Source organism: Ruegeria sp. CDSA033 (assembly GCF_059612305.1).
In genome coordinates this window covers 160461-176846 of the sequence record NZ_JBXWQI010000007.1, presented here as the reverse complement: position 1 = coordinate 176846, position 16386 = coordinate 160461, and the positions used below count along the sequence as shown (strand labels likewise).

General features: G+C 60.1%; 13 protein-coding genes. 4 read left to right on the top strand and 9 right to left on the bottom strand.

The window, feature by feature from the left end:
• Positions 1-24 precede the first annotated feature (24 nt).
• Positions 25-2220, bottom strand: a complete 2196-nt coding sequence (locus tag AC2FLA_RS11830) for a primosomal protein N' (RefSeq protein WP_496722389.1) — start codon at positions 2218-2220, stop codon at positions 25-27.
• Positions 2221-2310: 90 nt separating this feature from the next.
• On the opposite strand from AC2FLA_RS11830, the gene fsa reads away from it, so the two are divergent.
• From fsa to AC2FLA_RS11810, 4 genes are all read left to right on the top strand, one after another.
• Positions 2311-2964 carry a fructose-6-phosphate aldolase gene (gene fsa, locus AC2FLA_RS11825; protein ID WP_050603155.1) on the top strand — a complete coding sequence of 218 codons (654 nt, stop codon included), beginning with the start codon at positions 2311-2313 and terminating at the stop codon, positions 2962-2964.
• Between the two features lie 195 nt (positions 2965-3159).
• Positions 3160-3867 (top strand): DUF484 family protein, encoded by a 708-nt coding sequence (locus AC2FLA_RS11820; protein ID WP_282152584.1) that lies wholly within the window; start codon positions 3160-3162, stop codon positions 3865-3867.
• A complete protein-coding gene (locus AC2FLA_RS11815; RefSeq protein ID WP_282152585.1) occupies positions 3864-4784 on the top strand; it encodes a tyrosine recombinase XerC in 921 nt (306 codons plus the stop codon). Before AC2FLA_RS11820 ends, AC2FLA_RS11815 begins: the two co-directional genes overlap by 4 nt.
• A gap of 85 nt (positions 4785-4869) precedes the next feature.
• Positions 4870-5565 carry a CDP-alcohol phosphatidyltransferase family protein gene (locus AC2FLA_RS11810; protein ID WP_058273208.1) on the top strand — a complete coding sequence of 232 codons (696 nt, stop codon included), beginning with the start codon at positions 4870-4872 and terminating at the stop codon, positions 5563-5565.
• A gap of 4 nt (positions 5566-5569) precedes the next feature.
• Here the strand turns inward: AC2FLA_RS11810 and AC2FLA_RS11805 are convergent, their stop codons facing one another.
• The 8 genes from AC2FLA_RS11805 to AC2FLA_RS11770 form a co-directional block, all read right to left on the bottom strand.
• Positions 5570-6037 (bottom strand): hypothetical protein, encoded by a 468-nt coding sequence (locus tag AC2FLA_RS11805; protein WP_282152586.1) that lies wholly within the window; start codon positions 6035-6037, stop codon positions 5570-5572.
• Positions 6038-6113: 76 nt separating this feature from the next.
• Positions 6114-6569: a methylated-DNA--[protein]-cysteine S-methyltransferase gene (locus tag AC2FLA_RS11800; protein ID WP_496722387.1), complete on the bottom strand. Its 456-nt coding sequence runs from the start codon at positions 6567-6569 to the stop codon at positions 6114-6116.
• Positions 6570-6651: 82 nt separating this feature from the next.
• Positions 6652-9564 carry an isoleucine--tRNA ligase gene (gene ileS, locus AC2FLA_RS11795; protein ID WP_496722385.1) on the bottom strand — a complete coding sequence of 971 codons (2913 nt, stop codon included), beginning with the start codon at positions 9562-9564 and terminating at the stop codon, positions 6652-6654.
• Between the two features lie 163 nt (positions 9565-9727).
• Positions 9728-12427, bottom strand: a complete 2700-nt coding sequence (locus AC2FLA_RS11790; RefSeq protein WP_496722383.1) for a DUF2339 domain-containing protein — start codon at positions 12425-12427, stop codon at positions 9728-9730.
• 282 nt (positions 12428-12709) lie between these two features.
• Positions 12710-13420: a VIT1/CCC1 transporter family protein gene (locus AC2FLA_RS11785; RefSeq protein WP_496722382.1), complete on the bottom strand. Its 711-nt coding sequence runs from the start codon at positions 13418-13420 to the stop codon at positions 12710-12712.
• A 54-nt stretch (positions 13421-13474) separates the two neighbouring features.
• The gene (locus tag AC2FLA_RS11780) at positions 13475-14464 is read right to left on the bottom strand and encodes a YcjF family protein (RefSeq protein ID WP_496722380.1); all 990 of its coding nucleotides are present in this window, start codon (positions 14462-14464) and stop codon (positions 13475-13477) included.
• Positions 14457-14912: a GNAT family N-acetyltransferase gene (locus AC2FLA_RS11775; protein ID WP_496722378.1), complete on the bottom strand. Its 456-nt coding sequence runs from the start codon at positions 14910-14912 to the stop codon at positions 14457-14459. Before AC2FLA_RS11775 ends, AC2FLA_RS11780 begins: the two co-directional genes overlap by 8 nt.
• Positions 14909-16324, bottom strand: a complete 1416-nt coding sequence (locus AC2FLA_RS11770) for a YcjX family GTP-binding protein (RefSeq protein ID WP_496722416.1) — start codon at positions 16322-16324, stop codon at positions 14909-14911. Before AC2FLA_RS11770 ends, AC2FLA_RS11775 begins: the two co-directional genes overlap by 4 nt.
• Positions 16325-16386 lie beyond the last annotated feature (62 nt).

Below are 16386 nucleotides of genomic sequence, written 5' to 3'. Positions count from 1 at the left end.
AATCGGTCTGCGCTGATGCAGAGGTCAGTAGAAACTCTGCGGGTCGATATCCACGGTCAAACGCAGGTCGCCCTTCAGGCGCAAGGGTGCGATCCAGCGGGCAATCGCGTCCTGAATCGGTGCGCCCTTGGGTGCCTTGACCAGCAATCGCACGCGGTGTCTGCCGCGAATCCGCGCAATAGGCGCCGGAGCCGGGCCAAAGACCTGTGCCCCGATATCGCGCAGCGGCGCATCGTTACGGGCCATTGCATTTCCGATATCAAATACTGGTCCAACCTCAGGTCCGGACAGGACGATCCCGGCCATACGGCCGTATGGTGGCACACCCGCCGCTTGCCGTCCGGCGGCCTCGGCCTTCCAAAATCCTTCTTCGTCACCTGAAAGAATAGCGCGGATTACGGGATGCTCGGGCTGAAATGTCTGCAACAGGGCCTGCCCTGGCTTGTCCGCCCGGCCTGCCCGACCCGCGACTTGCCGCATCAACTGGAATGTCCGTTCAGCGGCGCGCAGGTCTGCCCCGTGCAGACTGAGGTCGGCATCGATTACTCCGACCAAAGTCAGATTGGGAAAGTTGTGCCCCTTGGCAACCAACTGCGTACCGATGACGATATCGGCATCGCCCTCGGCAATCTCTTCGATCTTGGCTTTCAGGGCGCGGGCCGAGCCGAACAAATCGGAACTCAGCATCGCGATCTTGGCATCGGGAAACGTCGCCTCGGCCTCTTCAGCCAGCCGCTCGATCCCCGGACCGACCGGGGCCAACTTGCCCTCGACGCCGCATGAGGGACATTCCTCAGGCATCGGCTTGGTCTCACCGCATTGGTGACACATCAGCCGTTTCAGAAACCGGTGCTCGACCATCCGCGCGTCGCAATGATCGCAGGCAATCTGCTCCCCGCAAGCGCGGCACAGGGTCACCGGCGCATACCCACGGCGGTTGATGAACAGCAGCGATTGCTCACCCTTCTCGATCCGCTGCATCACCGCCTGCCGTAAAGACGGAGAAATCCACGTCCCCGGCTGCATCTGTTCGGCCCGCATGTCGATGGGCTTCATCTCGGGCAACACCGCCGCCCCGAACCGCGAGGTCAGATCAACCCGGTCGTATTTTCCCGCTTCGGCGTTGGCCCAGCTTTCCAGCGAAGGTGTTGCGCTGGCCAGAATCACCCGCCCGCCACAAATGGCAGACCGCAGCACCGCCATGTCCCGCGCGCTGTAATGCACACCGTCCTCTTGTTTGTACGAGGTGTCGTGTTCCTCATCGACCACCACCAAGCCAAGGTTGCGAAACGGCAGGAACAAAGCTGACCGCGCACCAATCACCATTTGCGCATCCCCCTGCCCGACCATCCGCCAGACCCGGCGGCGTTCCGTCATGGTCGCACCGGAATGCCATTCGGCTGGGCGTGCACCGAACCGCGCCTCAACCCGCGTCAGGAATTCCGCTGTCAGAGCGATCTCGGGCAGCAGAACCAAGGCTTGTCGGCCCATCCGCAGCGCCTCGGCAACTGCCTCCAAATACACTTCGGTCTTGCCCGAACCCGTCACGCCCTTAAGCAGCGTGGTTCCATATTCACCGGAACGCTGGCCCTTCTGCAACTTCTCAACCGCCGCCGCCTGATCGTCGGTCAAAGCTTTGCCCGGCAAATCCGGATCCAGATGCGGATAGGGCAAATCGCGCGGGCTATCTTCTTCCCGTACAGCGCCCTGCTTGACCAACCCTTTGACGACCGAAGACGTCACTCCGGCCTGTTCGGCGAGTTCTTTCAGGGTGAACGCCAGCCCACCATAGTTGCGGAGCACCTCCAGCACACGGGTGCGTGCGTCGGTCATCCGGTCCGGCTCGCCATTGCCCAGCCGATAAACCTTACGCATCGACGGCGGATCACCCAAACCCGGCGCCCGGGTTGCCAGCCGCAACATCGCGGGCATCGGCGTCAGGGTGTAGTCGGCAACCTTCCCCAGAAACAGCCGCATTTCTTCGCGCATTGGCGCGACCTCAAGCACCCGGATCACGGATCGCGCCTTGTTCAGGTCGAACCCGCCCTGTCCCGGCCCCCAGACGACACCCAGTACTTTGCGCGGCCCCAGCGGGACCTCTACGAACGCCCCCAGAAAACACCCCCCCTCGGGCGCCTTGTAATCCAGCGTCCGGTCCAGCGGTTGTGCGGTCAGAACCGCAACCAGCTCTCCGTGATCGAAATACTCCTGAGTGCTCAACGCATATCCTTGGGCTCGGGGGTTCCAGCATGGGTCTCTTTGAGGTAAAGCCATCCGCGACCAAGGCCAACCCATCAAAGGACTGCCCGCATGAAATTCTTCGTAGACACAGCCGAGATCGACGCCATCGCCGAACTTAACGATCTGGGCATGGTGGACGGTGTGACCACCAACCCTTCGCTGATCCTGAAATCAGGTCGTGACATTCTGGAAGTGACCAAGGAAATCTGTGATCTGGTGGACGGACCGGTTTCAGCCGAAGTTGTCGCAACCGAAGCTGACGACATGATCGCCGAGGGCCGCAAGCTGGCCAAGATCGCTCCGAATATCGCCGTGAAAGTTCCGCTGACATGGGCCGGTCTGAAAACCTGCAAGACGCTCAGCGACGAAGGCCAGATGGTCAACGTCACACTCTGCTTCTCGACCAACCAGGCGCTTTTGGCCGCAAAGGCGGGCGCAACCTTCATCTCGCCCTTCATCGGTCGCCTGGATGACATCAACCTTGATGGCATGGATCTGATCGCCGACATCCGTCAGGTCTATGACAATTACGGTTTTGAAACCGAAATTCTGGCCGCTTCGATCCGCACCGTGAACCACGTGACCGACAGCGCCCGCATCGGTGCTGACGTGATCACCGCACCGCCTGCCGTGATCAAGAAACTGGCCGATCACCCGCTGACAGACAAAGGTCTGGAAACCTTCCTGGCCGACTGGGCCAAGACAGGTCAGAAAATCCTCTGACCCTTTGCGCGACCGCGCGGCACCGTCAGGTGCCGCGCCCGGCCCAACTGCCAAGCCTTGATATTTGATCAAGGTTTCGCAGGCGGGAGCCGCAGGTCACAGTGGGAATGAAATGCACCGCCAATGCATTTTTTCCAAGGAAACCGCCATAACTCATGTTATAAGCCCCTCAACAAAAAAAAGACCGAGCGGGACATGAGCAGCAACACCAAACTCCAGGACAACTTGCGCGCCGCGATTCTGGCCAAACCAGACGCCGTGCTGGACGACAAGGACCTGATGCAGGCACTTGTGACGGCCAACGAACAGGCGCGCGGTGACAACGTCATCGACCTGCGCGGCATCGCCATGCAACGACTCGAGGAACGGCTGGACAGGCTGGAAGACACCCACCGGTCCGTCATCGCCGCAGCGTATGAAAACCTTGCAGGCACAAATCAGGTGCATCGGGCCGTTATCCGCATGCTGGAACCGGCCGAGTTCGAAGATTTCCTGCGTACGCTCGGCTCGGATGTGGTCGAAATCCTACGCGTTGATCGTATCAAGCTGATTCTGGAATCCACAGTAACGCAGGAAGACCCCGCCATCGACACTCTGGGTGGTGTTCTGTCCGTAGTCGAACCCGGCTTCGTGGACAATTACCTGACCTTCGACCGCGGCGGCCCCGCCCGCGACGTGGTTCTGCGCGAGATCCTCCACCCGACGCACAGGATTTTTGGACCCAACGCAGATCACCTGCGGTCCGAGGCTTGCCTGCGGTTGGATCTGGGTGAGGGTCGGTTGCCGGGCATGATCGTGATGAGCGCAAGGGACCGCAACCACTTCTCGCCGCAGCTGGGCACTGATCTTCTGTCGTTCTTCGCTGGCGTCTTCGAACGTTCGATGCGCCACTGGTTGTCGTGAGCCTGATCTCACCCGCCTGCCGCGACGCGTTACAGTACTGGCTGGACAGCCTGAGCGCGCTGGCGGGGCGATCGGAAAACACCCAGGCCGCCTATCGTGGCGATGTCACCGACTTCCTGTCTTTCATGACACTACACCACAGTGAACGGCAGGGATTGGCAGCGCTGGCCCGGATCAACGTGTCCGACATGCGCGCCTGGATGGCCGATCAGCGCAGCGCAGGTGTTGGGGCTCGATCCCTGGCGCGCAAGCTGTCGGCGGTCAAAAGTTTTTATCGATGGCTGGCTGAACGTGAAGGGTTCGAACCCACTGCCGTTCTGTCCACACGCGCGCCAAAGTTTACCCAAAAACTCCCCCGCCCGCTGGCCGAAGACGCGGCCCGCGCGATGATCGACACGGTCGAACTTCAGTCGTCAAACGACTGGATCTCGGCACGCGACGTTGCTGTCGTCACACTGCTCTATGGCTGCGGTTTGCGCATCTCCGAGGCGCTGTCTTTGACAGGAAGCGACGCGCCTTTGCCGAATAGCTTGCGTATTGTGGGAAAGGGCAGAAAGGAACGCATCGTTCCGGTGATCCCGGCCGCCCGTACCGCCGTTGACCGTTACCTGCAGCTCTGCCCGCATCCACAATCCCAGGAAGAGGCTTTATTCCGCGGAGTGCGGGGCGGTGCACTCAATCCCCGCGCAATTCAGGACGTGATGGCCAAGGCGCGTATGCAGCTTGGCCTGCCCGCAACCGCCACACCGCACGCTTTAAGGCACAGTTTTGCCACCCATCTGTTGTCCGCTGGGGGTGACCTGCGCGCCATTCAGGAATTGCTGGGCCATGCCTCACTGTCCACCACGCAGGCCTATACGGCCGTAGATACGGCCCGACTGATGGAAGTCTACAACCGCGCCCACCCCAAGGCCTGATCCCGAGCCCCACGATGACGTCTGGGCTGTACCCTCACCCGGCTTTTAGTTTGCATCTGCAGCGCGCATCGTCCAAGAGACACAAATGACAATAAAACTCAAAGCCCTTTCCGTACATCTGTTCACCGCGACCGGCGCCGTCTTTGCAATGCTGGCCATGCTGGCCGCGGTCGAGGAAAAATGGAGCCTTATGTATCTGTGGCTGGTGATCTCGTTCATCGTGGACGGAATCGACGGCCCGCTTGCGCGCCACTACCATGTCAAAAAGAACGCACCGGAATTTGACGGTGTTCTTCTGGACCTGATCATCGACTATCTGACCTACGTGTTCATTCCGGCCTTTGCGCTGTTCAAATCGGGGCTGATGGACGGTTGGACCGGCTGGTTTGCGATCATCGTGATCACCTTTGCCAGCGCCATGTATTTCGCGGACACCCGGATGAAGACCAAGGACAACTCGTTCTCTGGGTTTCCGGGTTGCTGGAACATGTTCGTCATCGTGATCTTCGCGCTGGAGCCCAACTTCTGGGTGATCCTGCTGCTGGTTTCACTGTTGTCACTGGCGATGTTCCTACCGTTGAAGTTCATTCACCCGGTGCGGACGGAACGCTGGCGTAATGTATCACTGCCGATCGCGTTCGCCTGGACATTTTTCGCCGGTTGGGCAGCTTGGGTCGACTTCCACCCCGAAAGCTGGGCGCATTGGGGGTTGGTAATTACAAGCCTCTACCTGGTTTCAGCTGGCATTGCGCAGCAACTTGTCCCGCTGCGCAACAACTAGAACGTTACAGGATTTCCTCAACCTCGAACTCGGTGCCGTTATGGGTGAACACGTCACCCTCTTGCAGACCGGTCATTGTCAGGTAGATCGGGCTTTGGGTTGAGATGCCCATATATGTCTTACCGTCGACCTCAAAGCGGGTCGTTGAGACACAGACCACGAAACGGCGGTTGTTGAACTTGACAACAGCGCCCGGCTGAACCCGGTCCGTCAGGCTGAAATCCGTGTTCTCGATCACATCAATCTTGGCGTGATGCGCATGAACGGGTGCATCGAACGCCGCCGCCAGATCTGCATTCTCGCGTGAGGCGGCGATGTCATCTTTGTCATGCCCTTCGCGGTCGTCCAGCTGCGAGTCCTTGAGAAATGCGTCGTAATGCGCCTGCGCAGTTGCCAATTCCTGCTCTTCCAGCGACATCAGGCGGTCTATGATGGCCTTTTTGCGAGCGGCCGGGTCTGTATAGGCGGTCATGCAATACGGTCCTTCAAATTCAGTAACTGATATAGGTTGGGCCGCGAACTCTGGGATTGCAACTGGTTTTCGCAGCTCAGATCAGCAGGCCCGCCGCGCGTTCATGGCGCAGAAGGGCCACTTTGGTCTCGACCCCACCATCGCCCGAGAACCCGCCCAGACCATTGGCAGACAGTACCCGGTGGCAAGGTATAATCACCGGAATGGGGTTTGCGCCGCAGGCCTGACCCACCGGTTGCGGTGGTTGCCCAAGCTCTTTCGCGATGTCCCCATACGTTAGGGTTTCGCCCAGCGGAATGGCATACATCAGATCGCAGACATTGCGCTGAAAGTCTGACCCGGCAACACGATACGGCAGATCGAACCGTTCGAGACGCCCCTCGTTATACGCGGCCAACTGTGCGGCGGCCTCCTGCAACAGCGGTGTGTCCGGCCCGTCGTCCTGCCCATCCCACACAAGGCGTGTGATGGCGCCATCTGTTTCTTCAATGCCAAGGCGGCCAAACTGCGTATCAACGGAAATCATCGGCATGAACACAGCGTTTCAGATCGCCGGGGCCGGCGCAAGCGATGAAAGAAAAACCCCCGACGGGTGACGCCGGGGGTTCAATTGTTCAGCCCAGCGCTTCGTCGCACCGCCCACACACACCCGCGTGGGAATGCCGACCGACGTCCGGCAGGATTTTCCAGCATCGTTGGCATTTCTCGCCATCTGCTTTTTCGAAGACAACACCTACCCCTTCGATTTCGGGCACGCGGAATGCCTCGGCAGGGGCCGGGTCGCCCGAAACGGTCAGGCCAGACGTGATGCACATGTCGTCCACGTCAAAGGTTGCAAGCAGGTCGCGGGTGTCACTGTCTTCGACATGCACGATCGGCGCGGCCTCAAGGCTGGACCCGATGACCTTGTCCTGACGCTGGATTTCCAACGCAGCGGTCACGGCACGACGCACGCGACGGATTTTAGACATACCGGCCTCTAGTTCAGCGTTGCGCCAATCGGCGGGTGTATCCGGGAAATCCACCAGATGGACCGAGCTGTCATCGCCTGGGAAACGCTCCAACCAGACCTCTTCCATGGTGAAGACCAGAACCGGGGCCAGCCAGGTGGTGAGGCGGTGGAACAGGATATCCAGCACGGTACGGGCCGAGCGGCGGCGCAGGTTGTCGCCATCGCAGTACAGTGCATCCTTGCGGACGTCGAAGTAGAACGACGACAGATCGACCGTGGCAAAGGTGAACACAGCGCTGAACACGCCCTGGAAGTCGAAGGAGGCATAGCCCTTGCGGACCTGCTCATCCAGATCGGCCAGACGGCTGAGAACCCAGCGTTCTAGACGCGGCATATCTTCAGGCGCGACGCGATCCGCTTCGGTGAAGTCGGCCAGCGAGCCCAGCATAAACCGCATGGTGTTACGCAGGCGGCGATAGCTGTCGGCGGTGCCTTTCAGAATCTCCGGCCCGATCCGCTGGTCGGCGGTGTAGTCGGTCTGAGCCACCCACAGGCGCAGGATATCGGCGCCATATTGCTCGATCACCTTCTCCGGTACGATAGTGTTGCCCAGCGACTTGGACATCTTGTTGCCCTTGGCATCCAGCGTGAAGCCATGGGTCACAACATTGCGATAGGGCGCACGCCCCTTGGTGCCGCAAGCCTGCAGCATGGACGAATGGAACCATCCGCGGTGCTGGTCGGTTCCTTCCATATAGACATCGGCGATGCCGTCCTCGGTTCCGTCTTCACGGTCGCGCAGAACAAATGCGTGGGTCGAGCCTGAGTCGAACCACACATCCAACACGTCGAATACCTGCTCGTAATCATCCGGGTTGGCGATACCGTCGAGGGTCTTCTCTTTGAAGCCGTCGGTATACCAGACATCCGCGCCGTCTTTCTCGAACGCGGCTTTGATGCGGGCATTCAATTCTTCATTGCGCAGCAGGTAATCCGCGTCGGTGGGCAAGGCCCCCTTCTTGGTGAAGCAGGTCAGCGGCACACCCCAGGCGCGCTGGCGGGACAGAACCCAATCCGGGCGCGCTTCGATCATGGAATAAAGACGGTTACGACCGGTCTGCGGGGTCCATTTCACCAGCTCGTCGATCGAACGCAAAGCGCGTTCGCGGATGGTGTCGCCCATCTCACCCATGCCGTCATCCAGCTTGCGGTCGACCGAGGCGAACCACTGCGGCGTGTTGCGGTAGATGATCGGAGCCTTAGAGCGCCACGAATGCGGATAGCTGTGCTTGATCTTGCCACGCGCCAGCAGCCCTCCAACCTCGACCAGCTTGTCGATGACCGCCTTGTTCGCGTCACCCTCGCCACCCTTGCGGGACAGGATGTACTTGCCGCCAAAGAACGGCAGATCGGCGCGGAACGAGCCATCGTCCATCACGTTATAGGTGATGACCTGCTCTAGCATGCCCAGATCGCGGTAGAGCTCAAATTCTTCCATACCGTGCGACGGCGCACAGTGGACGAAACCGGTGCCTTCGGTATCGGTCACGAACTCAGCCGCGCGGAAGTCGCGGATGTCGTCCCATTCGCCATTGCCACCTTCGGCTCCAGCCAGCGGGTGGGCCAACTGGACGCCTGCCAATTCATCGGTGGTTACGTCACGCACGCGAGTCCACTGATCGTCGTTCAGGCGCGCGCGGCCTAGCACATCGGCGGCCAGATTGTCCGCCAGCAGGAACTTGTCCCCGACACTGGCCCAGCATTCGTCGGGTGCGCCGGTGACTTCGTACAGGCCGTAGGAGATATCCTTGCCAAACACGACCGCCTTGTTCGACGGCATGGTCCATGGCGTCGTGGTCCAGATCACGACAAAAGCGTCATCAAGATCGCCCGCATTTACGACTTTGAATTTCACCCAGATGGTGAAGCTTTCCTTGTCGTGGTACTCGACCTCGGCCTCGGCCAGAGCGGTTTTTTCGATGGGCGACCACATCACGGGTTTTGAGCCCTGATATAGCGTGCCGTTCATCAGGAACTTCATGAACTCGTCGGCAATCACAGCCTCGGCGTGATAGTCCATCGTGATGTAGGGATCGGGCCAGTTGCCGGTGATACCAAGGCGCTTGAATTCTTCGCGCTGGACGTCGATCCAGCCTTCGGCGAACTTGCGACATTCCTGACGGAAATCGACAATGTTCACTTCGTCCTTGTTCTTGCCCTTCTTGCGATATTGTTCTTCGATCTTCCATTCGATCGGCAGGCCGTGGCAGTCCCATCCCGGCACATAACGCGCGTCATGACCCATCATCTGATGGCTGCGTACTATCATGTCCTTGATGGTCTTGTTCAGCGCGTGGCCGATATGCAGGTGACCGTTGGCGTAGGGGGGGCCGTCATGCAGGGTAAAGGGCGTGCGGCCTTCTTTTTCGCGCAGGCGATCATACACGCCGATCTCTTCCCAGCGATCCAGCCATGCGGGTTCGCGCTTGGGCAGACCAGCGCGCATGGGGAAATCGGTTTTTGGCAGGTTCAGCGTGTCTTTGTAGTCAGGTGTTTGGGTCGTGTCGGCGCACATTTGGGGCGTCCTCAGGATGATCTTGTCGTGTGTGGATCGAAGCGGTCAGTGCGAATTCTCAAGCACCTTTGCCCGGCGTCTCGCGATATCAGAGCGCCGGGGATATAATTCGAATAATGATGGCCATCCGGTCATACATGCCGGGCTTATAGGACGCCCGCGCCTAATGGTCCAGAGGTTCCGCCCCATGCGGCGAATGGCGCAGCATGGCCCACCGGTTCAGCCACGCCAAACCGGCCAGCGCGAGGCCCAGCGCCAGCAGTGAGAACACCCGGATAAGCCCCCCTAAACCAGCGATATCGACCAGGAACACCTTGGCCACGGCAAGCCCAATAACGACCAACCCCGCCTTGCGCATCATGTTCGACCGGAGGGCGAGTGACTGATAAAACAGCCCCGCACCGATCAGCAGTAGGGCCATAGTGTAAGTATAAAGCTCGGGCTGGGTGACACCATTGCCTTCATACATACCGCTGGCCCCCTGCCAGACATGGCGAATGGTCAGGCCCAGCCAGATCGCACCCAATGCCGCCGCCAGACCGAAGCACCCCTGCTTCCATCGCGGATGCAGGGCTGGAAGCCAAGCAGCCGACAGGGCCAAAACAATGGCGGGCAACAGGTAAGCCACGGCGAGGGTATTCAATATTGGCACCCCAAGAACCGGATCAGCTTGGGCATTCAGCAATGGGTTCGCCTCAGTCAGCGCCTGCGCCAGGCGAACAACACCATGTGCCGCAAAGAACAACGCCAGCCCATAGCGCGCATAATTCAGTTTTCCGCCCAATTCGAACCGCCGCACCTGCGCGCAGGCCAGCAGCAGCCAGATCAAGGACAAAAGCCCCAGCCCCCAGTGGCTGTCATGGGCACCGCCGTTGCCAAACCCTTCGAGCCAGCGCAGCAACAGCAGGGACAACAAGATGCCCGCCGTCGCCCAGGCCGCGCTTTCCAGAAGCAGCGCAATGACCGGACGGTTCAATGCCCGTAGGATGGTCCAGGCCGCCAGAAATCCAACAGCAGCTGTGGCATAGACAAGCGCCATTTCTGCGACCGGTGCCGAGTTTGCCCAATCCAGACCTGGATTCAGTACAAGTCTGAGCGTGACAGTGAAGACGCCAGCCCAGATGAACCAACCCATAGGCGGAAGATCAAAGCGCCGATCCAGCACCGCCGCGGCCACGATCAGGGCCACAAATGCAATAGTCAGGGCGGCCGAGCTTAGGACAATCACGCAGGCAAAGGTCAGGCAGGATAACGCCGACAATGTCACCAAAGCCGCCCGCAGCCGGTTTTCGCCGTCGACGCGCGCGAAACGCCCGGCCAGAACAACCATCATCACCGCCAATGCAACCGCATGCAGCGCCCACGGATAGGCTCCGATAACTTCAGCGGGATGCCATCCAAGCTCCAGCGCGATTGCCAATACCGGTGCAAATACTGCGGCACCGCCCGCCCATACAGCCCGGTACTCGGTTGCGCGAAACGATCGCCAAGCTGAAAGGCCTGAGATCAATGCACCCAGTGCCACCAACAGGGTAACCGCCCACGGGAAATCCGCCTCGGCGGTTTCGGCATAGGTTTCAGCGAACCGGCGCGCGACAGAGCCGTTGTCCCACCCTTGGATCAGTACGAACCAAGTTAGACCAGCGGCTGGCAGTATGGTCAGGTCTTGAAGGGCCCGCGCCTGGCTTGCCCAGGTCGGCAAACCCAGCGTCAGGCCTGCCAACAGCATGACACCCAGCCAGAATTCGGCCGCCGAGTCCGGCCAGTGTATCGCCAGGACTACTGCGCTGACGCTCACCGCGCCAAAGGCAAGGCGTGTCGGAAACTCCGGCCACTGAAGGCCTTTTTGAATGGCAATGATCTCACTGATCATGCGCCCCTCGTGATCTGGCCAGATCCGCCGCACGGGGATCGCGATCGCGATAACCGCCAATGCGGTTACGCCGAGGAGATACCCCGGCTCGGTCGCCGGTGCCGAAAGCACCAAAAGCAGGCACGCGGAATAAGCCCCGACTAGCGTCAGAACGGATATCCACCCCCAGCGCCGCACAGTGTCGATCCCCAACCCAAGGACGGCGATCACAAAGAAATAGCCGTACAACCAGCCGGGATCGGTCGAGGTCCCGCCCACCACGAAGGGGGACGCAAACGCACCAATCAAACCGACGGCCGCCAGCAAAGGGCCGTGGAACCAGCCTAAAACAAGCCCCACAAGCGCAACAGCGATCATGGCAATCAAGGCCGCTTCGGGACCAATCAGATCGTACAACTGCCTTGCAGCCAGCAAGCCACCGAACAGCGTCACCAGCCCGGCCCCAGAAAAGACCGATGGCAGGTAAGCTGTGGCTGAAGACTCGTCATCGCCATACTTCCGGCGGATCACCTCACCCGCGCCGATCAGCGTAACCCCGAACATCAGGGCCGCAATGACGCGCATCGTTGGCGACAACAGCCCGCTTTCGACCCCGTATTGGACCAGAAAAACACCCGCCAGCGCCAAAGACAGGGCGGAAACTGCATAGAACCAGTTCTCGCGCAACCAAACGCTCAGTGCGGCGATTCGATCGTCCTTCGCCGTTTCGGGGAGGGGTATCTTTTGTGGCTCAGGTGCTGAGGTGCCCTCTTTCGTTTCGAGCTCTGGTGGGTCTGTTTTGATTGCCGGCCACGGAGAGCTCTTTTTGTCCCTCGCTTGCGTCGATTCAGGTACTGTTTCTGGCGCTGGCAGGTCGCCACCAAGTGTGCGAATCTGCTGTTCAAGTTGCTCCACCCGGCGGCGCAGTCGAACCTGGGATACCAACAGAACAAGGATGGCCACCGGGACGGCCAGAACGATCAATCCAACGAGTACGAGCAGCGATTCCAACAGAGGCCTCCGGGCAAATGTGCCGTCAACCTAGCCGGGTGTCGATTTGCGCAACAGTCCGAAAAACCGTGTTTTTGCGGGCTACGCAGTTCAGAACGCCTTATCCCCAACCAAGGGACAGTCCGGCAACCATCAACCAGATGATGACCAACACAGCGGCAATCGAACCAGATGAGAAACAGGCGTCGACAGTATGTAGCCATCGCAGGATCAGATCCGGGTCCATCAACGACTTTGAAATACTGACAATCTACACCGCGCGCCCAGCGGTACTTCTTATCACTAGGGATGGAACAACGAGCCAACGAAATACGCCATCAGTGCGGCCGCACCGCCGATCGCAAAAGTCTCTAGACCTGACCGCCACCACGGAGCCAGTGACCATCTGCTTTTTAAAGCTCCGATGACAAAAAAGACCGCCATGGTCATGATAACCGAGAGCTGAAAGGCCCGATCGAACGACAGCAGAAACGGCAGCAGCGGGACGATGCCGGCCACAAGAAACGCCAAAAACGTTGCCATCGCGGCTTTGAACGGGTTCGGATCGACGCTGCCCAACCCGTATTCACCCTCGATCATCAGATTGATCCAATTCTCGCGGTTGGCTGTGATGGCATCCGTCGCCTCATCCAAAACGCGCCCTGACAGGCCCTTTTGCGACAAGATAGCATGTACTTCATCCCGCTCGCCTTCGGGGTACAGTCTGATATGACGTTCTTCGATGGACCGGATGCGGCGGATATTGTCCAGCTCAGCCTTGGTGCCCGAGTAATTACCCGCCGCCATGGAAAACCCGTCCGCCAGTACATTGGCCAGTCCCAATGCAACGATAATAAACGGTGACAGGCCCGCCCCAGCTACACCCGCCACAATGGCAAAGGTAGTTACGGACCCATCGATCCCACCATAGACCACATCCCGCAAAACACCGCGACCCGGTGGCGCGTTGATGCGTTCTGCAATCTCTTGCTGGCTGTGTCCGTGATCGGTCATGGCTGGCTCTGACACTGTTATTCACGATAGCCAGCTACTGTACCTTGCGTCAGGTCAAGTTTTGGAAAACAGGCCAGCCAGAGCACGTTTGATGATGCTGCGGGTTGATGGCTTATGCCGATCCGAGAAGGGCAGCGGACGGCAGACCTCCATCGCGGCGACCCCGACCCGCGCACTTAGCGCGCCGTTGACAAGCCCCTCGCCAAACCGGCGCGACAGCTTGCTAAGGATAGATCCCCCAAGCACAGGTTCCAGCAGGTCGTCCCCGACGGCCACGGCCCCGGTGGCCACAAGGTGCACGAACACGGCCCGCGTCAGTCGCCAACTGCCCAAAAACCCTGCGCGCCCGCCGTAGATTTCAGCGATGCGCCGGATCATCCGCAATGAAGCGGCCAGCGCGGTTGCAACATCCGCAAGCGCCAAGGGCACCAACGCCGTCACCGTTGCAACCTGCCGCGCGGCAGCCTCGACTTCGCGACTGGCAGCGACATCCAGCGGGGCCAGCAACTCATCCTCGGCCAGGGTCAGCAGACCAGACGCGTCAAATTGTTCGTCGATCCGTTCGGACAGCCGATCGCGCCCCCAACGGGTTTCGTCTCGGCCTTTGTAAAACGAGATCAATCGGTTCGTGACTGCGCGCGCCTGCGCCAGATCATCTTCGGCCAAGGCGGTATCGGCGGCGCGGCGCATCCCGTCCACACGGGACAACCGCCCGATTGCGGCCAGCTCGCGCACAGCGATGATCAACGCGACCAGCACCAGTGCTGCAAACAAACCTGTAATCACCCATCCTATGATCGGCGCACGCAAAATCAGGGAATTCACAAAGTCCCAAGCCGCCACTGAAACAACAGCCCCAAGCGCGGCAAGCGCCAAACCCCAGAACCACCGCGACAGGGCCGAAGGTTTGCGCGCCGCCAAACGCGCCGCACCTTGCATCGCCTGACCCTGAGGTTGTGCGATATCCGGGACCGGTGGTGCTTGCGACACATCAGCCGCGGGTTCATCGCCCTCCAGATCAATCAGAACCGGCCCCTTAGCCATTGGTTGCTCCTTCACTGTTCCAGACATACTTTATGTCCGGAAGGTTCTCGTCATTGTCAGAGCCGCTGCTGCGCGCAACCTCGGCAAAGCCGTTGCGCTCATAGAACCGGCGCGCTGGATGGTTGGCCTGAAACGCAAACAATGACAATTCGGATCGGCACGATTTGGCATGTTCAAGCAATTGCTGACCGATCCCCCGCCCCCGTGCGCCAGGCGCCAGGTACAGTGAGTGGATTTCGGCACCGTTGAGCGCCAAAAACCCGATCACCCTGTCACCGGTATCGGCCACGGTCACCCAATCCAATTCAATCATACGGCCACAAAACGCGATGGTTTCCGCCTGCGAGTGCAGTTCCGGCATCCAATCGTTTTCACGGGCGAAGCCATGCAAAATCTCTCCGGTGGCACCGGCATCCGTGCTGCGGGCGCGGCGAAGAATGACATTCACAGCCGGTCTCCGATCAGGAACTGGGCTGCGCGGTCCAGCCGTATGTGTGGCGGGCCATCCCCGGGCCGCAGTGTCAGGTGTGCCGGCGCGAATGCCATGAACTCATAATCCTCGCCCAGCCAGCCTTCGGACCCGTTGCGCGCCGGGCCAAGCAAATGCGTCGGATCTTCGGGCAGATCACCGGGATAGAAAGCGGCCTGCTTGCCGCTGTCTAACAATGTACCTCGCACGCAGGGCAGCTCGGCCCCGTTATGGGTGCGGATTTCCTCGGTCGTTGCCCTTAACGAGGCCAGCGACAGCGCCGCCGTCTCGGCCCCGGCGAAGCTGGCACGATCGCGCGCCTCGCGGGTCAGGGCCTCCATGATATTGGTCAGGCGGTGGTGTTGAAGATGGTGCAAATGGTCCGCCTTGGTGGCCGCAAACAGGATGCGCTCGACCCGTTTGCCGAGCAACAACTGGCTAAGCCACGCATTTCGTCCGGGCCGAAACGCCGACAGGATATCGGCCATCGCGCGACGCATATCCTCGACCGCCTGTGGCCCGTTATGGATCGCGCCCAGCGCGTCCACCAAAACCACCTGACGGTCGATCCGGGAAAAATGATCGCGGAAAAACGGTTTCACAACCTGAGATTTATAGGCCTCGTATCGCCGGGCCATCTCGCGGTGCAGACTGCGTCGCGGGCCGTGACCCTCGACCGGCAAGGGTGCAAATGTCAGCGCCGGCGAGCCTGCCAGATCGCCCGGCAGCAAGAACCGCCCTGGCGTGCAGTCGTAAAACCCGGCATCGCGGGCAGCGTTCAGATAAGAGGCGAATTCTTTGGCCAGTGATTGGGCCTTTGGTTCGTCGTGGCTGTCAGAAGGGTCAACCGCCTTTGCCTGCGCCAGAAAGGTCGTCGCCTCATTGCGATTGGCGATGCGCTCCAGTGTTTCCTGCGACCAGACCTCATAGGTTTTGTCCAGCAACGCCAGATCCAGCAGCCATTCGCCGGGGTAATCCACGATATCCAGATGGATGGTGCGTGGTCCCTGCAACCCTGACAAAAGCCCCGCGGGACGGGCTTTGAACGACAAACGCAGCTCGGACACTGCGCGCGTACTTTCGGGCCAGTGTGGCTGAGGCCCGGTCAGCGCCGCCAGGTGATTTTCGTAGTCGAACCGGGGCACGGTGTCGTCTGGTTGCGGCTGCAGGTACGCCGCGTTGATCCGCCCTTCTTGCTGCGCCACAAGACCCGGCATCCGCCCCCGGTCCAGCAAGTTCGCGACCAGAGACGTGATGAATACTGTCTTTCCTGAACGCGCCAGCCCGGTGACACCCAGTCGGATCACCGGCTCAAACAAAGCCTCAGACACGCGGTCACCCACGGATTCGACGCCGCGCGTCAGACTGTCTGCCAGAGATGAGATGACCAAACCGTCGCCCCGCTTTTTTCGTTTTCCCCAAGATAGGTAGCGGCTGTCGGACATACCAGCGC